This is a genomic window from Chryseobacterium lathyri, assembly GCF_003290185.1.
Lineage (GTDB): Bacteria > Bacteroidota > Bacteroidia > Flavobacteriales > Weeksellaceae > Chryseobacterium > Chryseobacterium lathyri.
This window is the reverse complement of record NZ_QNFY01000004.1, coordinates 175,792-200,106: the sequence shown is the minus strand read 5'-3', so window position 1 is coordinate 200,106 and position 24,315 is coordinate 175,792. Positions and strand designations below refer to the sequence as shown.

Annotated in this window: 15 protein-coding genes and 1 tRNA gene; all 16 read left to right on the top strand. The window is 38.0% G+C overall.

Features of this window, described 5'->3' with window-relative positions; all coding sequences use genetic code 11:
• Positions 1 to 15 precede the first annotated feature (15 nt).
• The 16 genes from DRF61_RS06855 (at position 16) to rpoC (ending at position 24,228) form a co-directional block, all read left to right on the top strand.
• On the top strand, positions 16 to 1,257 hold the full coding sequence (locus DRF61_RS06855) for a TolC family protein (protein ID WP_111955373.1): 1,242 nt from the start codon (positions 16 to 18) through the stop codon (positions 1,255 to 1,257).
• A gap of 2 nt (positions 1,258 to 1,259) precedes the next feature.
• A complete protein-coding gene (locus DRF61_RS06850; RefSeq protein ID WP_111955372.1) occupies positions 1,260 to 2,345 on the top strand; it encodes an efflux RND transporter periplasmic adaptor subunit in 1,086 nt (361 codons plus the stop codon).
• 260 nt (positions 2,346 to 2,605) lie between these two features.
• Positions 2,606 to 5,704, top strand: a complete 3,099-nt coding sequence (locus DRF61_RS06845; RefSeq protein ID WP_111955371.1) for an efflux RND transporter permease subunit — start codon at positions 2,606 to 2,608, stop codon at positions 5,702 to 5,704.
• Between the two features lie 528 nt (positions 5,705 to 6,232).
• On the top strand, positions 6,233 to 7,444 hold the full coding sequence (tuf, locus tag DRF61_RS06840) for an elongation factor Tu (protein ID WP_034749673.1): 1,212 nt from the start codon (positions 6,233 to 6,235) through the stop codon (positions 7,442 to 7,444).
• Positions 7,445 to 7,498: 54 nt separating this feature from the next.
• Positions 7,499 to 7,569 (top strand) — tRNA-Trp (locus DRF61_RS06835).
• 12 nt (positions 7,570 to 7,581) lie between these two features.
• Positions 7,582 to 7,788 carry a preprotein translocase subunit SecE gene (gene secE / locus DRF61_RS06830; protein ID WP_034702507.1) on the top strand — a complete coding sequence of 69 codons (207 nt, stop codon included), beginning with the start codon at positions 7,582 to 7,584 and terminating at the stop codon, positions 7,786 to 7,788.
• Positions 7,789 to 7,805: 17 nt separating this feature from the next.
• Positions 7,806 to 8,348, top strand: coding sequence for a transcription termination/antitermination protein NusG (nusG, locus tag DRF61_RS06825; protein ID WP_111955370.1), 543 nt, complete (start codon positions 7,806 to 7,808; stop codon positions 8,346 to 8,348).
• A gap of 463 nt (positions 8,349 to 8,811) precedes the next feature.
• Positions 8,812 to 9,258 (top strand): 50S ribosomal protein L11, encoded by a 447-nt coding sequence (gene rplK / locus DRF61_RS06820; protein WP_034702033.1) that lies wholly within the window; start codon positions 8,812 to 8,814, stop codon positions 9,256 to 9,258.
• An 11-nt stretch (positions 9,259 to 9,269) separates the two neighbouring features.
• The gene (rplA, locus tag DRF61_RS06815; protein ID WP_111955369.1) at positions 9,270 to 9,962 is read left to right on the top strand and encodes a 50S ribosomal protein L1; all 693 of its coding nucleotides are present in this window, start codon (positions 9,270 to 9,272) and stop codon (positions 9,960 to 9,962) included.
• A 17-nt stretch (positions 9,963 to 9,979) separates the two neighbouring features.
• Positions 9,980 to 10,573, top strand: a complete 594-nt coding sequence (rplJ, locus tag DRF61_RS06810) for a 50S ribosomal protein L10 (RefSeq protein ID WP_111955368.1) — start codon at positions 9,980 to 9,982, stop codon at positions 10,571 to 10,573.
• A 46-nt stretch (positions 10,574 to 10,619) separates the two neighbouring features.
• On the top strand, positions 10,620 to 10,988 hold the full coding sequence (gene rplL, locus DRF61_RS06805; RefSeq protein ID WP_034723387.1) for a 50S ribosomal protein L7/L12: 369 nt from the start codon (positions 10,620 to 10,622) through the stop codon (positions 10,986 to 10,988).
• Between the two features lie 328 nt (positions 10,989 to 11,316).
• Positions 11,317 to 11,622, top strand: coding sequence for a hypothetical protein (locus DRF61_RS06800; protein WP_111955367.1), 306 nt, complete (start codon positions 11,317 to 11,319; stop codon positions 11,620 to 11,622).
• A gap of 177 nt (positions 11,623 to 11,799) precedes the next feature.
• A complete protein-coding gene (locus DRF61_RS06795) occupies positions 11,800 to 12,951 on the top strand; it encodes a hypothetical protein (RefSeq protein WP_111955365.1) in 1,152 nt (383 codons plus the stop codon).
• Between the two features lie 44 nt (positions 12,952 to 12,995).
• A complete protein-coding gene (locus tag DRF61_RS06790) occupies positions 12,996 to 15,596 on the top strand; it encodes a T9SS type A sorting domain-containing protein (protein ID WP_146897138.1) in 2,601 nt (866 codons plus the stop codon).
• 462 nt (positions 15,597 to 16,058) lie between these two features.
• The gene (gene rpoB / locus DRF61_RS06785; protein ID WP_111955361.1) at positions 16,059 to 19,880 is read left to right on the top strand and encodes a DNA-directed RNA polymerase subunit beta; all 3,822 of its coding nucleotides are present in this window, start codon (positions 16,059 to 16,061) and stop codon (positions 19,878 to 19,880) included.
• 82 nt (positions 19,881 to 19,962) lie between these two features.
• Positions 19,963 to 24,228 carry a DNA-directed RNA polymerase subunit beta' gene (gene rpoC / locus DRF61_RS06780; RefSeq protein WP_111955359.1) on the top strand — a complete coding sequence of 1,422 codons (4,266 nt, stop codon included), beginning with the start codon at positions 19,963 to 19,965 and terminating at the stop codon, positions 24,226 to 24,228.
• Positions 24,229 to 24,315 lie beyond the last annotated feature (87 nt).

The following is a 24,315-nucleotide window of genomic DNA, read 5'->3' as shown; positions in this document are numbered from 1 at the left end:
ATAAATAAAGATAGAATGAACAAAATTGCAGGGCTGTTTATTGCCATCTCCTCATTCATGGCAGGACAGCAGCAGATGTCACTTTTGGACTGTGAAGAGGCTTTTCAGAAAAATAATCTTCAGCTTCTTGCAGAACAATATAACATCAATATGGCCGATGCAGATATTCTGCAGGCTAAGATTTGGGAACTGCCACAGCTGAGCGGTCAGATCAATGCCTACAATCCTGAAGGTAAAAAAGCTTTTGATATAGGCCATGCCAAAGGAGCGGAGATCACCCAGCTGATCTATATGGGAGGAAAAAAGAAAAATGAAATTGCTTTTGCAAAATCGAACAAAGAACTTGCCCAGCTTCAGTTTTCGCAGCTTTTAGTGGACCTGAGAGCTCAGCTTCGTGCTGCTTATTTCAATTTATATTATGAGAAACAGAAGCTTGGCAATACCAATAAGCAGCTGGAGTATATGAATGACCTGTTAAATGCTTACCGCCTACAGTCTGCCAAAGGTAACGTTTCCCTTAAAGACGAAGTAAGGCTGCAGAGTCTCGTGATCCAGCTTAATAATGATAAACTGGGAATTAATAAAAACATCCTTGAATTTGAACAAAATTTAAAAGTGCTGACCGGAATTTCCGATGAAATAGAGCCGCAGCTTTCTGACGCTGATGCAAAAGAAATTCTTGCAGCCCAGCCCTTCGGAGACGAAGATGAGCTAAAGAGAAAAGCACTGGAACATAATTCTGATTATCAATATTTCCTGAAATTAATTGACAACAGCAAATTATATGCACAGTGGCAGAAATCTCTGAATGTTCCGGACCTTAATGTAGGAGCAGGATGGGACCAGAATGGAGGGACTTTTAAAAATGAGGTTAATCTTATGATCGGGATTCCACTGCCACTATGGAAATCCAATCAGGGAAATGTGGAAAAAGCCAATTATGCCATTCAACAGAACCAGAAAAATGCAGATTATCAGAAACTGAACCTTGAAACTAAAGTTCAGGCTGCCTACAAAACATGGAAAAATCAGTACGACCAGCTTGCAGAAATTAAAACCACAGACCTTAGCAATATGGAGATTGTGTACGATGGAATGCTGAAAAACTTCAGAAAAGGAAACATCAGCCTTATAGAATTTACAGATTTCATGGACAGTTACAGAGAGACGGCTCTCCAGATCTTCGATATGAAGAATGAAATTATACAATCGGCAGAACAGCTTAATCAACTAGTACAAACGAAAATCTTCTATTAAACATGAAAAAATATATAACCCTAACAATGGTGGTTTTGTCAGTCCTGTCTTGCTCAAAAAAAGAGGAAGAAGCTAAACCACAGGCAAAAAAAGGCTTTGAACTGAGCAACACAATGCTGAAGTCGATTTCTTTAGCAAAAGTTGAGAAAAAAAATATAGAAGACGATTATAATTTTTACGGGAAAATATCCGCAGATAAAAACAGCTATATAGATGTTTATCCGCTGGTTGGAGGAAATGTTTTAAGTGTAAATGTAGAGTTGGGAGATCATGTGACGAAAGGACAGATTTTGGCGACCATCAGAAGTACGGAGTTGGCGGAAGTTCAGAAAGATGTAAGCGATGCAAAAACGGATTTGGTTGTTGCTCAAAACAATCTTCGTGTTGCCAAGGAAATGTACGAAGGAAAACTGAATACTGAAAGAGATGTACTGGAAGCCAAGAGCGAATTGCAGAAGGCTCAGGACCAAATGCAGAGAGCAAGTGCGGTGAGTACGGTTTATAATGTAAAGAAAGGAAATATTTACAGTGTTGTGGCTCCGATCAGCGGTTATATCGTTCAGAAGAATATCAATAAAGATATGCAGTTGAGAAGTGACAGAAGTGATAATATTTTTGATGTGGCGAATACAACCAATGTTTGGGCGATCATGAATGTTAACGAATCAGACATCGAAAAAATAAGTCTCGGAATGAAAGCCCAGGTTTCCACACTGTCTTATCCGGACAAAGTTTTTGATGGAAAAATTGATAAAATATTTAAAATTATTGATCCGCAAACCAATGCAATGCAGGCAAGAGTTGTTTTAGACAATGCAAACGGATTATTAATTCCTGAAAGTAAGGCAACCATAAAAGTGACAAGCTCAGAAAATAATACGGCCCTTACAGTTCCTTCCAAAGCTGTGATTTTTGATGATAACAGAAGTTTTGTAGTGATTTTTAAATCAAGAACAGATGTTAAGGTTAAAGAAATAAAGATTTTAAAGCAGACCGGAGATATCACTTATGTTTCCGAAGGTTTGTCTGAAGGAGAAGAAGTAATCACTAATAATCAACTTTTAATTTACCGCTCTCTGAATAATTAAAATTGATTTTGAACCATTAAGAATTATTGATCATGTTGAAGGAAGAAGTTAAGCTGAATTAAGAAAAACATCTGAAGATATTCTTAAGCATTCCTCTTACCCAAATTCGGCTGCGACTGCTTCATAATCTTAAATCCTAAAATAAAAACTTAATGGTTCAAAAGCCTTCAATTTTTTTAATTAACATCTTTAAAATTGTCTCAACAATTAAACATTTAGTTATTAGTCTAATATCTAAAGTCTAACATCTAATTTCTACTATGAATAAATTCATTAAAAATATAATTGCTTTCTCGCTAAAAAATAAAGCCTTTACCTTTATCTGGGTTGCTATTTTGGCCATTGCGGGTTTTATCAGTTTCAAAAATATGCCCATTGAAGCTTTCCCGGATGTTACCAATACCCAGATTGTTATTATAACCCAATGGAATGGGCGGAGCGCAGAAGAAGTGGAACGTTTTGTGACTACGCCCATTGAATTGGCCATGAGCCCGGTGCAGAAGAAAACGAGTGTGAGAAGTACCACGATGTTTGGTCTCTCTATCGTTAAAATTCTTTTCGACGATGGGGTGGATGATACTTTCGCCAGAAATCAGGTGAATAACCAATTAAGAACCGTAAGCCTTCCTGATGAGGTGGATCCGGAAGTTCAGCCACCCTACGGGCCTACCGGGGAAATTTTCAGATATACCCTGGAAAGTAAAACGAAAGATTCCAGAGAACTGCTGACTTTACAGAACTGGGTAGTCGACCGCGCACTGAGAGGCGTTCCGGGAGTTGCAGACATCAATGTTTTCGGAGGCCAGGACAAGGTTTTTGAATTAAGTATTGATCCGAGAGCTTTGGATAAATACAATCTGACGCCGCTTCAGGTGTATGATGCCGTTACCAAAAGCAATTTAAATGTTGGAGGTGATGTTATTGAGAAAAATGGTCAGGCTTATGTAGTAAGAGGAATCGGTTTGGTTAAATCCATTAATGATATAGGGAATATTACTATTCAGAATGACAACGGAAATCCTGTTTTGGTCAAAAATGTTGCCGAAGTTCACGAAAGTTCAATGCCGAGAGTCGGACAAGCCGGATTGAATAATCATGAAGACACCGTTGAAGGAATTGTTGTAATGAGAAAAGGGGAGAACCCAAGGGAAGTTCTGGTTGGAGTGAAAGCCAAAATCAAAGAGCTTAATGAAAAGGTTCTTCCGAAAGATGTCAAAATGGTAACCTTCTACGACCGTGACAACCTGATGGACTTCACGACACACACCGTGATGCACAACCTAATCGAGGGAATTATTCTTGTTACGGTGATTGTTCTGATCTTTATGGCAGACTGGAGAACCACGCTCATTGTTTCCATTATTATTCCACTGTCCCTGTTGTTCGCATTTTTATGCTTAAAGCTTGCCGGGATGAGTGCCAACCTGCTTTCGCTGGGTGCGGTAGATTTTGGGATTATTATTGACGGAGCTGTCGTCATGGTGGAAGGGCTTTTTGTCATGCTCGATCATAAAGCGCTTAAATATGGAACAGAAAAATTCAATAAATTGTCAAAAGGAGGCTGGATCAAGCAGACTGGAACAGGTTTAGGAAAAGCCATCTTCTTTTCAAAATTAATCATCATTACATCACTGATCCCTATTTTCTCTTTCCAGAAAGTGGAAGGGAAGATGTTTTCACCATTAGCATTTACCTTAGGATTTGCTTTGATAGGGGCATTGGTATTCACTCTGACATTGGTTCCCGTTCTTTCCCACATTTTATTAAATAAGAATGTAAAAGAAAAAAATAACCCGTTTGTTAATTTCTGGGATAGAATTGTACTCAAAGGATTCAACTATACTTTTCAACATAAAAGAATGAGTTTAATTGTTGCCATATCTTTCATGGTAGTGACGTTATTCTCAGGAAAATTTTTAGGAACAGAATTCCTGCCCCAACTGAATGAGGGCTCACTTTGGATTACTGCAGAAATGCCGATGAGTTCATCATTAAAAGAATCTCTGAAAACCGCAGACCTTTTAAAGAAAGACATTATGAGCTTTCCTGAAGTTACCGATGTCTTGGCTCAAACCGGACGGAGTAATGACGGAACAGACCCGAACGGATTTGGATTTGTGCAGTTTGCCGTCAATCTTCAGCCTAGAGATGAATGGAAACGCAAGATCAGCTACGAAGAACTGATCGAGGAAATAGATAAAAAGCTCAGAAGCTACCAGGGAATTACCTTTAATTATTCCCAACCCATCTCAGATAATGTGGCAGAAGCCGTAGCTGGTTTCAAAGCGGAGAACGGAATCAAAATTTATGGTGATAATCTGGAAACCCTGGATAAATTGGCGGATGAGGTTTTAAAACAGATCAAAGACGTAGACGGAGTAAAAGATCCCGGGATCATTAAAAATATCGGTCAGCCGGAAGTAAGTGTCGTGCTGGACCGGGATAAAATGGCGGCTTACGGAGTAATGCCCGACGACGCACAGTCTGTACTGGAAATGGCTTTTGGAGGAAAAACGGCATCGGAAATGTTTGATGGCGAAAGAAAATTTCCGATTCGTCTCAGGTATTCCCAGGAATACAGAAAAGATGAAAATGATATTGCTTCCTTAATGGTTCCTACACAGGATGGGGCAAAGATTCCGCTGAAGGAAATCAGTACCATTGTAAAAGATAACGGAGCTGCATTTATTTACAGAGATGATATTAAAAGATACATCGGGGTGAAATTTTCGATTCGTGACCGTGATTTAGGAAGTACCATTGCGGATGCACAGAAAAGAGTGGCCAATATTGATCTTCCGGACGGTTATTCCATTGGCTGGACAGGTCAGTTTGAAAACCAGCAGAGAGCTTCACACAGATTGGCACAGGTAGTTCCGATCAGCATTCTGGGGATTTTCTTCTTACTGTTCATCCTTTTTGGAAATATGAAAGACTCATTGCTGGTATTGGCGAACGTACCTTTTGCACTGATCGGAGGGATTATTGCCCTGCATCTTACCAGAATGAATTTCGGAATTTCAGCCGGAGTGGGAATGATTGCTTTGCTCGGTATCTGTATCCAAAATGGAGTTATCCTTATTACTGAGTTTCATCAGAATGTCAAGAACGGATTGAGCTTAGACAATGCCATATTAAATGGTGTAAAATCCAGAACCCGCCCTGTTATCATGACAGCTCTGATGGCTTCGATAGGATTGATGCCTGCCGCATTGTCCACAGGTATCGGTTCGGAATCTCAGAAACCCTTAGCGATCGTGATTATCGGAGGGTTAATTACAGCAACTATATTAACATTGTTGATCTTCCCGATTATTTTCTGGATCTTCAACAGGACGAAAAAGTCCCAACAGATTTAATATTTCTTCTATCTATATTATGTGAAGCGCGGAAAACTATGTTTTCCGTGCTTCTTGCATCAAAATAATCATGTGTTTTCTTAAGCCACAATCCTGTTAAAAGTTCCTGGGCCGTATTTTCGGGTATTATATTATCTTCAAAAATTGTTAGCCCGGAAAAATATTAGAATAATTAACATCTAGAAAAAAGATAAAGATGCTCATGATATTATTTTATTCTATTATATATACGAGGAAATATTAATGGTGGTTTTTATAGTGTAATTTTATTTGCAAATATTTTTTCACTTCCTATATTATTCAGAATTAGTCACATACTTTATGCTTTCAAATAAAAACGTTTATAATGATTTTTTTCAATCCGGAAATTTGTGTAAATTTGCAGTCTCAATACATTGAAATATAAGGTTTGTGCTTCTTTGATTGAATATTGAAACTTTTTTAAATAAAAAAGATTTTAGTATTTAAAAAATCATTATATTTGCACACCGAAAAATTGAAAAATAATAAAATAAATAATTTTAAATCATGGCAAAGGAAACGTTTAATCGTAACAAACCACACTTGAACATTGGTACTATTGGTCACGTTGACCATGGTAAAACTACTCTTACAGCTGCAATTTCTGCTGTACTAGCTAGCAAAGGTCTTGCTGAGAAAAAAGACTTCTCTGCAATTGACTCTGCTCCAGAAGAAAAAGAAAGAGGTATTACTATCAATACTGCTCACATCGAATACGAAACTGAAAAAAGACACTATGCTCACGTTGACTGTCCAGGTCACGCGGATTACGTAAAGAACATGGTAACTGGTGCTGCTCAAATGGACGGAGCTATCGTAGTATGTGCTGCAACTGACGGTCCAATGCCTCAGACTAGAGAACATATCCTACTTTGCCGTCAGGTAAATGTACCTAGAATTGTTGTTTTCATGAACAAAGTTGACATGGTGGATGATGCTGAGTTGTTAGAGCTTGTTGAAATGGAGCTTAGAGACTTATTATCTACTTACGATTTTGACGGAGATAACTCTCCAGTAATTCAAGGTTCTGCATTAGGTGCTCTTACAGCAGCTACAGCAGCTACTCCTGATACTGAAGACAAGTGGTTCAAGAGCGTTGAAGAATTAATGGATGCTGTTGATAACTGGATCGAGCAGCCACCAAGAGATACTGATAAGCCATTCTTGATGCCAATCGAAGACGTATTCTCTATTACAGGTAGAGGTACTGTTGCAACTGGTAGAATCGAAGCTGGTATTATCAATACAGGTGATCCTGTTGATATCATCGGTATGGGTGAAGAAAAATTAACTTCTACTATTACAGGAGTTGAGATGTTCAGAAAAATCCTTGACAGAGGTGAAGCTGGTGATAACGTAGGTCTATTGTTGAGAGGTATTGAAAAAACTGACATCAAGAGAGGTATGGTAATCGCTAAGAAAGATTCTGTTAAGCCACACAAAAAATTCAAAGCATCAGTTTATATCCTTTCTAAAGAAGAAGGTGGACGTCACACTCCATTCCACAACAAGTACCGTCCTCAGTTCTACGTAAGAACTACTGACGTTACAGGTGAGATCTTCTTACCAGAAGGTGTAGAAATGGTAATGCCTGGTGATAACTTAGAGATCACTGTAGAATTGTTACAGCCAATCGCTCTTAACGTAGGTCTTAGATTTGCGATCAGAGAAGGAGGTAGAACAGTTGGTTCAGGTCAGGTGACTGAAATCTTAGACTAATCATCTTAAAATAAATAAAGCTTCCGGAAGGAAACTCTCGGAAGCTTTTTATCTACGGGCATCGTCCAATGGTAGGATACCGGTCTCCAAAACCGTTGATCAGGGTTCGAATCCTTGTGCCCGTGCAAATATTAATTATGAGTTCATTTGTCGATTTTTTAAAAGGTTCTTATAACGAATTCAGACATAAAGTTGAATGGCCAAAGTGGGCTGATCTTCAGTCTTCTACTATTGTGGTAACTATTGCTACAGTGATTTTGGCATTGTTTACCTTTGGAGTTGATGAATTGTTTTCAAAAGCAATCAGCAACATAATTGGAATGCTAATTAACGTGTTCAACTAAAAAAGTATTTTCCCATAATGAGCGAATTGAAATGGTATGTGCTGAAAGCAATCAGCGGACAGGAAAATAAAGTGAAAAACTATATTGAGACAGAAATCAAACGTTTAGGGTTTGAGCAGTACGTTACTCAAGTGGTTATTCCTATGGAAAAGGTTATTCAGATCAGAAACGGAAAAAAAGTTCCTAAAGAGAAACCTTACTATCCTGGATACTTAATGATCGAAGCTGATCTGATGGGAGAAATTCCTCACGCAATTAAAAACATTCCGGGAGTAATATCTTTCTTAAGCTTAACAAAAGGAGGTGATCCTGTTCCGATGAGAAAATCTGAGGTCAACAGAATGCTGGGAAGAATGGATGAGCTTTCAGAATTTGCAACCGATGTTGAGATTCCGTTTATTGTAGGTGAAAACGTTAAAGTAATTGACGGACCTTTCAATGGATTCAACGGAACTGTTGAAAAAATTCTTGAAGACAAGAAGAAAATTGAAGTTTCTGTACTGATCTTCGGTAGAAAAACTCCAATGGAGCTTAGCTATATGCAAGTAGAAAAGGTATAATTCATACTTTTAAAATATATAAAGACTGCTGTTCGGCAGTCTTTTTTTTGTGATTATGTTTTTTTTGTTCTTTTATTTTTGTTAAAAGGGCAGTTATGAAAAAGATTGGTGAAACACAGGGGCTTTAAAAGAATTTGATTGGATATGCTTAATATTGGAAGTAAGTTCGTATTGCTTGGTTTCCATATTGTAATAAACTCGTTTTAGATTTTAATAAGACAATAAAACACTAAAAATATACCCAAGACTAAAAAATTTCAGTCCCATGGAGCTTTGTCTTTTATAAATGTAAATAAAAAAATATTCATATTCTTTTCTAAAAATCAGCACTTTCCATTTGCTAATTCAAAAATATTTCATAATTTTGCAGTCCGAAAAGTAGATTTACTGTATGTGAGTCGGTAATCTGCTGAATAATAAATGCTTCCAAACTCATTAATTATTCAAACTAAAAAAATTAAAAATGGCTAAGAAAGTCTTTAAAATGGTAAAGCTTCAGGTGAAAGGTGGCGCGGCTAACCCTTCTCCACCAGTAGGTCCAGCATTGGGTTCTGCAGGTGTGAACATCATGGAGTTTTGTAAGCAATTTAACGGGAGAACCCAAGATAAGCCAGGGCAAGTTTTACCTGTAGTAATTACAGTATACGAAGACAAATCTTTTGAATTCGTTATTAAAACTCCACCTGCAGCAATTCAGTTAATGGATGCGGCTAAGATCAAAGGAGGTTCCGGAGAACCAAACAGAAACAAAGTAGGTTCTGTATCTTGGGATCAGGTAAAGAAAATCGCTGAGGATAAAATGACTGACCTTAACTGCTTTACAATGGATTCTGCAGTTTCTATGGTTGCAGGTACTGCTAGATCTATGGGATTAAGAGTAACAGGAACTAAACCAACTTTTAACGCTTAAAACTAATAGAAATGGCAAAATTGACTAAAAAGCAAAAGGAAGCTTTAAGCAAAGTAGAAAAAGGAAGAATCTATAACCTTGAAGAAGGTTCTGCTCTTGTAAAAGAAGTGAACACTACAAAGTTTGATGCTTCTGTAGATATCGCTGTAAGATTGGGTGTAGATCCAAGAAAAGCAAACCAAATGGTAAGAGGTGTTGTATCTCTTCCTCACGGTACTGGTAAAGATGTTAAAGTTTTGGCATTGGTTACACCAGATAAAGAAGCTGAAGCAAAAGAAGCTGGAGCTGATTATGTAGGTCTTGACGAATATTTACAAAAAATAAAAGAAGGTTGGACAGATGTTGACGTTATCGTTACTATGCCAGCTGTTATGGGTAAATTAGGTCCATTAGGTAGAGTATTAGGTCCAAGAGGTCTTATGCCTAACCCTAAATCAGGAACTGTAACTATGGAAATTGGTAAAGCAGTAACTGAAGTAAAAGCAGGTAAAATTGATTTCAAAGTAGACAAGTATGGTATCATCCATGCTGGTATTGGTAAAGTATCTTTCGATGCTGTTAAAATCAAAGAAAATGCTCAGGAATTAATTTCTACATTGATCAAAATGAAACCAACTGCTGCTAAAGGTACTTATGTGAAGAGCATTTATTTGTCTTCTACAATGAGCCCGGGTATTGCAATTGATAGTAAATCTGTTAACTAATAATAATCCTTAAGACAATGACAAAAGACCAAAAAGTTGTAGCAATACAAGAGATCAAAGATTTGCTTCAGGATGCGAAAGTAGTTTATGTAGCAGATTTAGACGGTTTGAACGCTGCTAAATCTTCTGATTTCAGAAGACAGGCTTTCAAGCAGAATATTAAAGTGAAAGTAGTAAAAAATACACTTTTACAAAAAGCAATGGAGCAGATTGACGGAGTAGATTTCTCTGAAATGTTCCAAACATTCAAAGGTAACTCTGCATTAATGGTTGCTGATACAGCTAACGCTCCAGCAAAATTAATTAAAGACTTCAGAAAAAAAGAAGAGAAGCCGGCATTAAAGTCTGCTTTTGTACAGGAAACTTTCTATGTTGGTGACAACAATCTTGATGCCTTAGTAAGCATTAAGTCTAGAGAAGAAATGATCGGTGAAATCATCGGATTGCTTCAGTCTCCAATTCAAAGAGTTGTTTCTGCTCTTCAAAACAAATCTGAAACAGTAGAAACTGCCGCTGAAGAAGCTGCACCTGCTGTAGAAGAAACTCCTGCTGCTGAGGCTCCGGAAGCTCCAGCTGCAGAAAGCACTGACGAAACGCCAGCTGCTGAATAATTACACTCAAAAAATTAAATAAATAATCAACAAAAACATTACAACAATGTCAGATTTAAAAAATTTAGCTGAAACGCTAGTAAACCTAACAGTAAAAGACGTAAACGAATTAGCTACTATCCTTAAGGATGAGTACGGAATTGAGCCAGCTGCTGCTGCTGTAGTAGTTGCTGCAGGTGGTGCAGGTGAAGCTGCTGAAGAAAAAACAGAATTCGATGTAATTCTTAAGTCTGCAGGTGCTTCTAAATTGGCTATCGTTAAATTGGTAAAAGATTTAACTGGTGCTGGTCTTAAAGAAGCTAAAGATATCGTAGACGGAGCTCCTGCTGCTATCAAGCAAGGAATCTCTAAAGACGAAGCTGAAGCTCTTAAGAAGCAATTAGAAGAAGCTGGTGCTGAAGTAGAATTGAAATAATTCAATTTACTATAAAATAAGAAGCCCGGACAGCAATGTCCGGGCTTTTTTTGTTTTTATAACATTCTAAAAATCAATGTATTTTGTTAAAATAATCAAGTATTATTGATATGTATGTTTTGATAATTGATTATTGTTGTGTATGTCGTAAAAATTAACATAATTAAATGTTTATTATTTACTTAAATGTTTGTTTTTTGTTAAAATTTAATATTAAAAAGTTGTTTTAATTGAAAATTTACTATATTTGTACCGAAAAAAAACACATACATCATTGAAAATAAATTACTTTATCTTCTATAGCTGTGCTATAGCATATTGTATCAATATGTTGTTTGCATTGCAGATAGAAAATCTCAGCACCACATCTTTAGCAGTACAGAATTCTACTGTATCATGCTCTCTTTATAAAACTGGTGAGTTTACAAAATATTCACAAAAAGATAAGATTCCCGTTCTTAGTAAGGCTTCTATAGAAATGAGTAAGCGGTATGCTGGTATCAGGCATCTGAGCTTCATATGCAGAGACGCAGGAATTGTACAACAGTATAAATGCACTATACATTCTGTTGAAGATCCTAAAATTGAGGCAGGTTTTGACTTTGTCATTAAGTTTCCGGATAAATTATCTTAATCGTACATCTTCCAATTGCTTTAACGAAAACAAATATTAGTAGTAATAGCTTTATCCTTTATGAGTGTCACCCCATAAACGCACAGGTTGGAATTAATACATGTTAAGCTATACAGTATTTGAGTTCAATAGTATAAAAAAAACATAAAACATAAAAAAACAACAAATATCAATTTAATGAAAAACAAATTATTAACACTTGCTGTTTTATCCTTTACAGGATATCTTATAAACGCACAAGTTGGAATTAATACTGGCCTTCCCCAGGCTACATTGGATGTAGTCGGGTTTCCAACAAATATCAATAAGCCTGATGGAATTATTGCGCCAAGGCTTTCATTGAGCCAATTGGCTGCTAAAACGTACGCTGCAGCTCAGACGGGGGCTTTGGTATATGTTACATCTATTAACGCTACTCCTGCTGGTTCAACGATTAATGTAACAACTCCGGGATATTATTATTTTGATGGAACAGTATGGATATTTACTACGCCTTCAGACTGGCATACTACTGGGAACTCAGGGACAACCGCCGCCGCCGGTGTGGTGGGAAGTACAATTTCTTCCGGAAATTTTTTAGGAACAAAAGATTCTCAGAATTTGGTAATTGCTACGGCTGGTGCAATAAAAGGAATTTTATATACTGATGGTACTTTACGTGGTGGAAATACCACAGCTGCCGGTCCATATGCTTCTCTTGTATGGGGATCAAACAATACAATATCAGATACAACATTATCTTCTAGTGTTGTCCTGGGCAAAGATAATACGGTTTCTGCACAGGGACCAAATTTTCCAGGTGTTGCTATAGGTTCGGGTAATACAACTACTAACGGAGCAAAAGCAATTGGTAATAATAATAATCTGAATGGATCCAATCAATTCGCAATGGGTAATCTCAATGCGGCTGTTGCGGGTAGTACTTCTGGTATTGCCTTGGGGAATAATAATACTTTCGCGGGCTTTGTTTTGGGGTCATCAAATAATGTAACGAGTAGTAATTACGCTTTTGGAAATAGTAATACAGTGACTGCTTCAGGAGGTGCGGCTATGGCGATAGGTATTGGAGCGCAGGCAACAACAGCTAACCAGACTATATATGCTAATACTCAGCATGCTTTTTTCGGGCAATCGACAGCTACTAACACGGTTGTAGGAATAAATATGGCTCCTACAGCGGCATCTTCAACCGGAGCAGCTATTCAGATGAAAGGAATTGCTGCTGCTGCGGGTACATCTTGTACTTCAGCCGAAGAAGGAGCAATTCGATATAATATTACTATACATGCTCATGAGGGCTGCAATGGCACAATTTGGAAGGCATTCTAATTTAAAATAAACACAAAACTTAATAAAAACAAAAACAAAAAAAAATGGCAAAAAAATTATTCGAGAAATTTGCAGTCATGCTGATGATATTTATGATGTCAGCGGCAGTATCTGCTCAAAAAGGCTATGAGCCTATCCGAGGGATGGGGGTAGAAGCTAAACCTGTAAATAATTCAGGTATTTGTTTGGCGTGTTATAACGGGAGTATGAATCCGGTAATAGATGCGAATCTGGATAATAGTGTAAGTATGGGGAACTTTGCTTCTTTAGTAAGTGGAAACGGTATATCTGTGAAAAACACAAATACTACTTATCCTGCAGGATACATTACAGGTTTTAATGTGGATTTGGGGACAAGTTTTATCACAGTAGACCTGTTAAGTTCATTAAGAATCAGTACCTACAAAAATGGAGTGCTTCAGGAATCTACTACAAGCAGTACCTTATTGTCTGTTCCTGCGTTCGGAGGAAGCAAAAACAGAATTTTCCTGCATATGAAAACGACAAGAGAATTTGACGAAGTAAGACTATACCAAACCAATGTACTGTCTATATTCAGTGCACTGAATGTATATTATGCCTTTGCATTTGATCCTACTAAAGTTCCTGTTGATAACAATGGAATCTGTGATGATATTATTGCGGGAAGCGGTGTAGATGGAAACGTATCAGGAAGCAGCAGCTTCATTGCTCCGCTTTCTTTTGTTCAAAACAGAGAAAGAATAGGGGACGGAGATAAGAATTCTTACGGATCAATTGTATTGCCGGCTGGACTTCTTGGATCTTACTCAGTAGGAGTATTGGATAAAAATCAGGTTTATCCGGCAGGAAACAAAGCAGGTTTTGTGATCTCTCCTGACGATGAAGGAAAACTTTTAAGTGCAGAGTTCTTAAAGAATATTACAGTGGAAACTTATTTATATGGCCAGCTGCAGGACTCTAGGACATTATCTGATGGTGGCGGTTTAATTAACATTAAAGTTCTGGGCTTTGGTACCGGAAAACAAAAAGTTTCGGTGACAACAACTAAGCCTTTTAACGAAGTGCGTTTGAAAGTTACGCAGACTTTAGGTGTTAATCTGGGATCTTTAAAAGTATATTATGCATTTGAGGAGCCTGCATCTTGTGAATGTAATGATAAAATCCAGACAAGTGGTTCTGCAATTCAGGGAAACCTGGTATCAGGAACTAACTGGACTTCCGGTCCTGGACTTTTTGGTCTTATTTTAGCGAAAATGGTAAACCCAGCGGCTATTGTAGATACCAATACATCTAATTATGCTACAGCAACTATTCCTGCTGCTTCATTATTAAGTATTTTCTCAGCATATGCAACTGTAAGTACCAATAGCTTACTTCCCGCTAATACGTATGCTGGATTTACATTGGAAAAAGCTGCGAATCTGATCGGGGTGAGTGTTCTTGAAAATATTACGGTAACCCTTTACAATAATAATACTCAGACAGACATTTTCACAAGTACAGGAAGCCTAATTAGTGGAAATTTCTTCACTACAGATTCCAATAAATTTTATGTAGGAGGTAAGGCGACCAAACCTTTCAACCGTATTAAAGTGACGTTCTATAGTGGTACGGGGGTACGTATTCCTCAAAACTACTATATCTATAATGCATTTGCAAGCAGAGACGATGATAATGATGGAGTGCCAAACTGCTTCGATCAGTGTCCTAACGGTAATGACAGTATTGATAATAACGGTAACGGTATTCCGGATTGTGCAGAAGGATGTACAGCGGTCAATGACAAATCTCCTACTATTGATACAGATGGTGACGGAATTGTGGATGCATGTGACCTTGATTCTGATAATGATGGAATTCTGGATGCTGTTGAAGATTTGAATCATGATGGCTTATTTGAGAATGATGACGTAGAAGGAGATCTTTTTGTTATTCCTACTTTAGGTGATGGTATTGCTGACTATTTGGATTTAGATTCTGATAATGATGGTATTCTTGATTTATTTGAATCAGGTGTTCCAACATCAGTAATTGATCAGATTGATGCAGATCATAATGGTGTTATAGATTTAGGTGTGGCTGTAGGTGCTAATGGTATTGCTGATATTTTGGAAACTTCTCCGGATTCAGGTGTATTGAAATATGCTACTAAAAATACTGATGGAGATGCTGATCTTGATTTTGTAGATCTTACCTCAAACGGTGCAAGCTTCGATTTATATGCTATTGGTAAAGGTAACCTGGATGACCTTGGTTCAGGATTTATTTCCAGAATCAATGATGTAGATAAAGATGGTATCCAGGCTGTTGTGGATACAGATCTTGTAAAGAGAGGAGCACCTGATTCTCCATTATCTCCTTACGCTGCTCAGTTAAAGAGTGCTTTGGCGAAGTCAGGTAAAGGAATAGCTGATTCAGATGTTACTTCAACTGCAAGTGATATTAGTGTGTATCCTAACCCGGTTAAATCAGGTGAAAACTTAAACGTTAAATCTGGAGAAGCAGGAACTTATACACTATTCTCTGCTCAAGGGCAATTAATCAAATCAGATAAATTCTCTGGTAATGCTGAAATTAATACAGCTTCACTACCGGCAGGTGTTTATATTGTAAAAATAGAAACTAAATCAACAATGAAATCTTATAAGATCATTGTAAAATAATTTTCACATTTTATAAAATGAAAGGCTGTCCTTCGGGACGGCCTTTTTTATTTGAAAACTTTTAATGCTCTCAAAATGAAGAGATTTTATTTGTCTATATGAATGTAATTTCGTACCTTTGTCCCTCTTTTGGCGCGAATAATTGTTTGTAAATCTATAAAATATTGAAAATCAACTCTTTCATGGAAAATAATGAAAGGGATTTCTCGTATATAGATACTGCGGCTAGTTCTGCCTCAAAAGTAAATAAAAATATTTTGCATTACGCTGTGAAAAGATATACCAGCGTTGCAGTTAGGATTAGATTGTAAGAATAAAGAACAAAGAATAAAGACGATTTCTAATAGCGCCAAACATTATGAAGTCTTTTATCTTTTCTCTCTTTTTCTTTTTCTTTTTCTTTTTCTTTCCTGATATTTTTTAATGAATCAAAATATTTTTTAACCCTTTCTTAAAAGTTTTATGAGTAAAACAACAGCAACTACAAGGGGGAATCAGAGAATTAACTTCTCATCAGCTAAAGGAAAAATTATCACTCCTGACTTCCTGGATATCCAGTTAGAGTCTTTCAGAGATTTTTTCCAGCTTGATACCCTTCCAGAAGACAGAACAGACGAAGGTTTATACAGAACCTTCCAGGAAAACTTCCCGATCACCGATTCTAGAAATCAGTTCGTATTGGAATTCCTTGATTATCTGGTAGATTCTCCACGTTATTCAATTAACGAGTGTGTGGAAAGAGGATTGACGTATTCAGTTCCTCTTAAAGCAAGACTTAAATTGTATTGTACAGACCCTGAGCACGAGGATTTCCAGACTGTGGTTCAGGATGTGTATTTAGGCCCGGTTCCTTATATGACGCCTAGTGGATCTTTCATCATCAATGGTGCTGAAAGAGTTATTGTTACGCAGCTTCACCGTTCACCTGGTGTATTCTTCGGACAGACTTACCACGCAAACGGAACTAAACTGTACTATTCAAGAATTATCCCTTTCAAAGGATCTTGGATGGAATTTACGACCGATATCAACAGCGTTATGTACGCGTATATCGACCGTAAGAAAAAGTTACCATTAACTACCCTGTTAAGAGCGATCGGTTACGAATCTGATAAGGATATCCTTCAGATTTTCGACCTTGCTGAAGAAGTGAAAGTTTCTAAAGCGGCCCTTAAGAAAGTAGAAGGAAGAACATTGGCTGCGAGAGTATTGAACACTTGGTTCGAGGATTTCGTAGACGAAGATACAGGTGAAGTAGTTTCTATCGAAAGAAACGAAATCATCCTGGACAGAGAAACAATTCTTGAAAAAGAACATTTAGATCTTATTCTCGATGCTGGTGTGAAATCTATCCTGATTCACAAAGAAAACAGCAATGAATTCTCTATCATCCAGAATACATTACAGAAAGACCCTACCAACTCTGAAAAAGAAGCGGTAGAGTACATCTATCGTCAGTTAAGAAATGCAGATCCGCCAGATGAGGAAACAGCAAGAGGAATCATTGAAAAATTATTCTTCTCTGAGCAAAGATATTCTCTTGGTGAAGTTGGACGTTACAGGCTAAACAAAAAGTTAGGTCTTAATATTCCAACTACCACTGAAGTTCTTACAAAAGAAGATATCATTGCTATTGTAAGACACTTGATCGAGCTTGTTAACTCTAAAGCTGAGGTTGATGATATTGACCACTTATCAAACAGAAGAATTAAAACTGTTGGTGAGCAATTGGCAGGACAGTTCGGTGTAGGTCTTTCAAGAATTGCAAGAACGATCAAAGAAAGAATGAACGTTAGAGATAACGAAATCTTTACTCCACTTGATCTTGTAAATGCAAAAACATTAACATCAGTAATTAACTCGTTCTTTGGTACCAACCAGCTTTCTCAGTTCATGGACCAGACCAACCCGCTTTCAGAGATCACGCACAAGCGTAGACTTTCTGCACTAGGGCCTGGTGGTTTATCAAGAGAAAGAGCAGGTTTCGAGGTTCGTGACGTTCACCATACCCACTACGGAAGAATTTGCCCGATTGAAACTCCGGAAGGACCAAACATCGGTTTGATTTCATCTCTAGGGATCTATGCTAAAATCAATACCTTAGGTTTCATCGAAACTCCATACAGAAAAGTAGAGAATAGTAAAGTAGACCTTACTGCAGATCCTATTTATCTGAATGCAGAAGACGAAGAAGATAAAGTAATTGCTCAGGCGAACGTAGAATTGACTGATAACGGTGATTTCTTAACAGACAGGATTATCGCAAGACTAGATGGTGACTACCCGGTAGTTGAGCCATCTCAGGTTAACCTTATCGACGTAGCTCCAAACCAGATCTCTGGTATTTCAGCTTCATTGATTCCGTTCCTGGAGCATGATGATGCGAACCGTGCATTGATGGGATCCAACATGATGCGTCAGGCCGTTCCTCTATTGAAGCCACAAGCTCCAATCGTGGGTACAGGTCTGGAACAGCAGGTTGCCAAAGATTCTAGAATCTTGATCAATGCTGAAGGTACAGGTCTTGTAGAATATGTAGATGCTGATAAGATCACCATCAAATATGAAAGAAGCGCTGACGAAGATTTAGTACAGTTTGAATCTGCTACTAAAACTTACCACCTTACTAAATTCAGAAAAACCAACCAGAGTACAACAATTACACTGAGACCAAACGTAAGAGTAGGTGAAACAGTGCATAAAGGACAGGTACTTTGCGACGGTTATGCTACTGAAAACGGAGAATTAGCTCTTGGTAGAAACTTAGTAGTAGCCTTCATGCCTTGGAAAGGATATAACTTTGAGGATGCCATCGTAATCAACGAAAAAGTGGTACGTGAAGACTGGTTTACTTCAATCCACGTTGATGAGTATTCACTTGAAGTTCGTGATACCAAATTAGGTATGGAAGAACTGACAGCAGATATTCCTAACGTTTCTGAAGAAGCGACTAAAGATCTTGACGAGAACGGTATGATCAGAATCGGAGCTGAAGTGAAGCCTGGTGATATTATGATCGGTAAGATTACGCCAAAAGGTGAATCTGACCCAACTCCGGAAGAGAAACTTCTTAGAGCCATCTTTGGTGACAAAGCTGGTGATGTGAAAGATGCTTCATTGAAAGCAGATTCTTCATTAAGAGGTGTTGTGATCAATAAAAAATTGTTCTCCAGAAATATTAAAGATAAAAAGAAAAGAACTGAAGAAAAACTTAAGCTTGAAGAAATTGAAAACACTTACAAGGCTAAGTTTGATGAGTTGAGAAACACTTTAATTGAAAAATTAAACACACTGGTAGGCGGTAAAACTTCTCAGGGAGTTACCAATGACCTTGATGAAGAAATCATCGGTAAAGGTGTGAAGTTCACTCATAAATTATTGACTTCAGTTGAAGATTACGTAAACGTAAGCGGTGCAGACTGGACTGTAGATAACGATAAGAATGAATTGGTAAAACAGTTAATTCACAACTATAAAATCAAGTTCAATGATATCCAAGGAGTTAAAAACCGTGAGAAGTTCGCTATTTCTATCGGAGATGAGCTTCCTGCAGGAATCATGAAATTGGCAAAAGTGTATATCGCTAAAAAACGTAAGTTGAATGTAGGGGATAAAATGGCAGGACGTCACGGTAACAAAGGTATCGTTTCAAGAATCGTTCGTGAAGAAGATATGCCATTCCTTGAAGACGGAACACCGGTAGATATCGTATTGAATCCACTTGGGGTACCTTCCCGTATGAACATCGGACAGATTTATGAAACAGTTCTTGGATGGGCTGGTCAGAAACTGGGTCTGAAGTTCGCTACACCAATTTTCGATGGAGCAAGCCTTGATCAGATCACTGAATATACAGAAAAAGCTGGTCTTCCGAAATTCGGTAACACTCACCTTTATGATGGTGGTACAGGAGAAAGATTTACTCAGCCGGCTACAGTAGGTATTATTTATATGCTGAAACTAGGACACATGGTTGATGATAAGATGCACGCACGTTCTATTGGTCCTTACTCATTGATTACTCAGCAGCCGTTAGGAGGTAAAGCTCAATTCGGAGGTCAGAGATTCGGAGAGATGGAGGTTTGGGCTCTTGAAGCATTTGGAGCATCAAATATCCTGAGAGAGATTCTGACTGTGAAGTCGGATGACGTGATTGGTAGAGCAAAAACTTATGAAGCAATTGCAAAAGGTGAATCGATGCCTGAACCAGGTATTCCGGAATCATTCAATGTATTACTTCACGAATTACAAGGACTTGGACTTGATGTAAGACTTGAGGAATAATTTTAAATTTTGAGTGTTGAATTTTGAATCAATTCAGAATTTATAATCCAAAATTTATAATCCAAAATCTAAAATCTAAAAAATGTCAAATAAAAATAAATCAAGTAGATTTAATAAAATAACCATCGGTTTAGCTTCACCGGAATCGATTCTTCAGGAATCAAGAGGGGAAGTTTTAAAACCGGAAACTATTAACTACAGAACACATAAACCTGAAAGAGACGGTTTGTTCTGTGAAAAAATCTTTGGTCCGGTAAAGGATTACGAATGTGCTTGTGGTAAATACAAGAGAATTCGTTACAAAGGGATCGTTTGTGACCGTTGTGGAGTAGAAGTTACTGAGAAAAAAGTAAGAAGAGAGAGAATCGGACACATCAACCTTGTAGTGCCTATTGCGCACATCTGGTATTTCCGTTCATTACCGAACAAAATCGGTTACCTTTTAGGAATTCCTTCTAAGAAATTAGACATGATCATCTACTACGAAAGATATGTAGTGATTCAGCAGGGTATTGCTAAAAAATTAGACGGTTCCGACTTCGATAATATGGAGTTCCTTACAGAAGAAGAGTACCTTGATATCATGGACACTCTTCCTGTGGAAAACCAATATCTTGATGATTCCGATCCAAACAAATTCATCGCCAGAATGGGTGCTGAAGCTGTTGAAGATCTGTTAAAAAGAATCGATCTTGATGCATTGTCTTTCGATTTAAGACACAAAGCTCACAATGAAGGTTCCAAGCAAAGAAGAACTGAAGCTCTTAAAAGATTGAACGTTGTAGAAGCATTAAGAGGTGCCAATACAAGAATGATCAACAGACCGGAGTGGATGATTATGCGTGTGCTTCCAGTAATACCACCAGAACTAAGACCATTGGTTCCATTGGATGGAGGACGTTTCGCAACTTCTGACTTAAATGACCTTTACAGAAGAGTTATTATCAGAAACAACCGTCTGAAAAGACTGTTGGAGATCAAAGCTCCGGAAGTAATCTTGAGAAACGAGAAGCGTATGCTTCAGGAATCAGTAGATTCATTATTCGATAATACAAGAAAATCTTCTGCCGTAAAATCTGAATCAAACAGACCATTGAAATCACTTTCTGATTCATTGAAAGGTAAACAAGGTCGTTTCCGTCAGAACTTACTAGGAAAAAGGGTAGACTACTCTGCGCGTTCCGTAATTGTTGTAGGTCCAAACTTACAGCTTCACGAATGTGGTATTCCTAAAGATATGGCAGCAGAACTTTACAAACCGTTCATCATCAGAAAACTGATCGAGAGAGGTATTGTAAAAACGGTGAAATCTGCAAAGAGAATCATCGACAGAAAAGAGCCTGTAGTATATGATATCCTTGAAAACGTGATGAAAGGTCACCCTGTTCTACTGAACAGAGCACCTACTCTTCACAGACTGGGTATCCAGGCATTCCAGCCTAAGATGATCGAAGGTAAGGCAATTCAGCTTCACCCGTTGGTAACAACAGCATTCAACGCCGATTTCGATGGTGACCAGATGGCGGTACACTTACCGTTAGGTCCTGAAGCGATCCTTGAAGCTCAGTTATTGATGCTAGGTTCTCAGAACATCTTGAACCCTGCAAACGGTTCTCCTATTACTGTACCTTCTCAGGACATGGTTCTTGGTCTTTATTTCATGACCAAAGAATTGAGCTCTACAGAAGATATGAAAGTAAAAGGTGAAGGCCTTGCATTCTATTCTCCGGAAGAAGCGGAAATCGCTTATGCTGAAGGAAGAGTATCATTAAATGCTAAAGTAAGATGTAGACTGCCTGTTAAAGAAAACGGAGAATTAGTAACAAGGTTGATCGAAACTTCCGTAGGTAGAATCTTATTCAACCAGATTGTTCCTAAACAATCAGGATATATCAATGAACTTCTGACTAAGAAATCATTAAGAAATGTTATCGGTAAGATCCTTGCTGATACCGACTTCCCTACAACGGTGAAGTTCCTGGATGCAATGAAAGATTTAGGATATTCAAATGCATTTAAAGGAGGTCTTTCCTTCTCACTTGGAGATATTGTAGTTCCTGTTGAGAAGAAAAAAATGATTGCTCAGTCCATTGAAGCAGTAGACGAAATTAGAGCCAACTATAACATGGGTCTGATTACAGATACAGAACGTTATAACCAGGTAATCGACGTTTGGACTAATACCAACGCCGGATTAACTGAAATGATCATGGGTAGAATGAAAACCGATCAAGGTGGATTCAACTCTGTATATATGATGCTTGATTCCGGGGCGAGGGGTTCCAAAGAACAGATCCGTCAGTTATCAGGAATGAGAGGTTTGATGGCAAAACCGCAAAAAGCTGGTTCTACCGGTGCGGAAATTATTGAAAACCCGATCTTGGCAAACTTTAAAGAAGGTCTTTCCATCCTTGAGTACTTTATCTCTACTCACGGAGCCCGTAAAGGTCTTGCGGATACCGCTCTTAAGACAGCCGATGCCGGTTACTTAACAAGAAGATTGGTAGACGTTGCTCAGGACGTTATCGTTACAGAAGACGACTGTGGTACTTTAAGAGGTACTGAAGTGACTGCACTTAAGAAAAATGATGAGATCGTTGAAAAGATCTCCGAAAGAATCTTAGGTAGAGTTTCTCTTCACAACATCTATGATCCTGAAACAGATGAGTTAATCACTGAAGCAGATCAGGTAATTAATGAAGCATTAGCGAAGAGAATTGAAGCAGCAGGTTTAGAATTTGTTGAAGTTCGTTCTCCGCTTACTTGTGAAACTAAGAAAGGTATCTGTGCGAAATGTTACGGTAGAAACTTAGCAACAGGTAAAATGATCCACATGGGTGAAGCGGTAGGTGTAATTGCAGCTCAATCAATTGGGGAACCAGGTACTCAGCTTACGTTGAGAACCTTCCACCAAGGGGGTGTATCCACGAACGTTTCAGAAAACCCATCTATTGTTGCAAGAAGAGACGGTATCGTAGAATTGGATGAAGTAAGAACAATTACTTCTGAAGATGAAAACGGTAATACTGCGGAAGTAGTAGTTTCCCGTACAACAGAATTCAGATTGGTTACCGATAATGAGCAGAGAACACCATTAATGATTACTAACGTACCTTACGGTTCTCAGTTAGTCGTTAAATCTGGTGATAAAGTGAAGAAAGGTGATCTTATTGCGAAATGGGATCCATATAATGCGGTAATTATTGCTGAAACTGCTGGTAAAGTAGAATACGAGGATATCATCCAGGGTATTTCATTCCAGCTTGAAATTGACGAACAGACAGGATTCGAAGAGAAAGTAATCTCTGAATCCAGAAATAAGAAAGCCGTACCTACTCTGAAAGTGGTAGATTCTAAAGGAGTTGAGCAAAAAGGTTACAACTTACCGGTAGGAGCCCACTTAATGGTAAACGATGGTGAAAAAATTAAGGCTGGTAAAGTCTTGATCAAGATCCCAAGAAAATCTGCAAAAGCAGGGGATATCACCGGAGGTCTTCCGAGAGTTACCGAATTATTCGAAGCAAGAAACCCTTCAAACCCGGCGGTTGTTACTGAAATCGATGGGGTAGTTTCTTACGGAAAAATCAAGAGAGGTAACCGTGAACTTATTGTTGAGGCTAAAACTGGAGAAAGAAAGATTTACCTTGTAAAACTTTCCAACCAGATCCTTGTTCAGGAGAATGACTTCGTAAGAGCTGGTTCGCCGCTTTCTGACGGTTCAATTACTCCGGATGACATCTTAAGAATTAAAGGCCCAACTGCAGTTCAGGAATATTTAGTAAACGAAATTCAGGAAGTTTACCGTCTTCAGGGGGTAAAAATTGATGATAAGCACTTCGAAATTATCGTAAGACAGATGATGACGAAAGTATCTATCGTAGACGGAGGTGATACTCAGTTCCTTGAAGGTGCATTAGAGCATAAATTTGATTTCTTGGAAGAAAACAACAGAGTGTTTGGTCTTAAAGTGGTAGTTGAAGCTGGTGATTCTAAAGAATTCAAGCCAGGTCAGATGATTACTGCAAGAGAATTAAGAGATGAGAACTCTAAGTTGAAGCGTGAAGATCAAGCTTTAGTTGAAGTTAGAGAAGCACTTCCTGCTACAGCAACGCCTGTATTGCAAGGTATTACAAGAGCAGCTCTTCAGACTAAGTCATTCATGTCTGCAGCATCATTCCAGGAAACCACTAAAGTTCTGAACGAAGCAGCTGTTGCTGGTAAAGTAGACTTCTTAAGTGGTCTTAAAGAAAATGTAATTGTAGGACACAGAATCCCTGCAGGTACAGGTCTTAAAGAATACCAGAATGTAATTGTAGGTTCTAAAAAAGAATTTGAAGACCTTAACTAAAATTAATGATTTGAAATTTGAGGTTTGGATTTATTTTTATATTTTCACAATCTCAAATTTCGAATTTAAAAAACATAATTTATAACA

What these genes read in the sequence shown, in the direction of transcription:
- DRF61_RS06855 (WP_111955373.1), top strand. Translation starts at nt 16, where the DNA reads ATGAACAAAATTGCAGGGCTGTTTATTGCCATCTCCTCATTCATGGCA.
- DRF61_RS06850 (WP_111955372.1), top strand. Translation starts at nt 1,260, where the DNA reads ATGAAAAAATATATAACCCTAACAATGGTGGTTTTGTCAGTCCTGTCT.
- DRF61_RS06845 (WP_111955371.1), top strand. Translation starts at nt 2,606, where the DNA reads ATGAATAAATTCATTAAAAATATAATTGCTTTCTCGCTAAAAAATAAA.
- tuf (WP_034749673.1), top strand. Translation starts at nt 6,233, where the DNA reads ATGGCAAAGGAAACGTTTAATCGTAACAAACCACACTTGAACATTGGT.
- secE (WP_034702507.1), top strand. Translation starts at nt 7,582, where the DNA reads ATGAGTTCATTTGTCGATTTTTTAAAAGGTTCTTATAACGAATTCAGA.
- nusG (WP_111955370.1), top strand. Translation starts at nt 7,806, where the DNA reads ATGAGCGAATTGAAATGGTATGTGCTGAAAGCAATCAGCGGACAGGAA.
- rplK (WP_034702033.1), top strand. Translation starts at nt 8,812, where the DNA reads ATGGCTAAGAAAGTCTTTAAAATGGTAAAGCTTCAGGTGAAAGGTGGC.
- rplA (WP_111955369.1), top strand. Translation starts at nt 9,270, where the DNA reads ATGGCAAAATTGACTAAAAAGCAAAAGGAAGCTTTAAGCAAAGTAGAA.
- rplJ (WP_111955368.1), top strand. Translation starts at nt 9,980, where the DNA reads ATGACAAAAGACCAAAAAGTTGTAGCAATACAAGAGATCAAAGATTTG.
- rplL (WP_034723387.1), top strand. Translation starts at nt 10,620, where the DNA reads ATGTCAGATTTAAAAAATTTAGCTGAAACGCTAGTAAACCTAACAGTA.
- DRF61_RS06800 (WP_111955367.1), top strand. Translation starts at nt 11,317, where the DNA reads ATGTTGTTTGCATTGCAGATAGAAAATCTCAGCACCACATCTTTAGCA.
- DRF61_RS06795 (WP_111955365.1), top strand. Translation starts at nt 11,800, where the DNA reads ATGAAAAACAAATTATTAACACTTGCTGTTTTATCCTTTACAGGATAT.
- DRF61_RS06790 (WP_146897138.1), top strand. Translation starts at nt 12,996, where the DNA reads ATGGCAAAAAAATTATTCGAGAAATTTGCAGTCATGCTGATGATATTT.
- rpoB (WP_111955361.1), top strand. Translation starts at nt 16,059, where the DNA reads ATGAGTAAAACAACAGCAACTACAAGGGGGAATCAGAGAATTAACTTC.
- rpoC (WP_111955359.1), top strand. Translation starts at nt 19,963, where the DNA reads ATGTCAAATAAAAATAAATCAAGTAGATTTAATAAAATAACCATCGGT.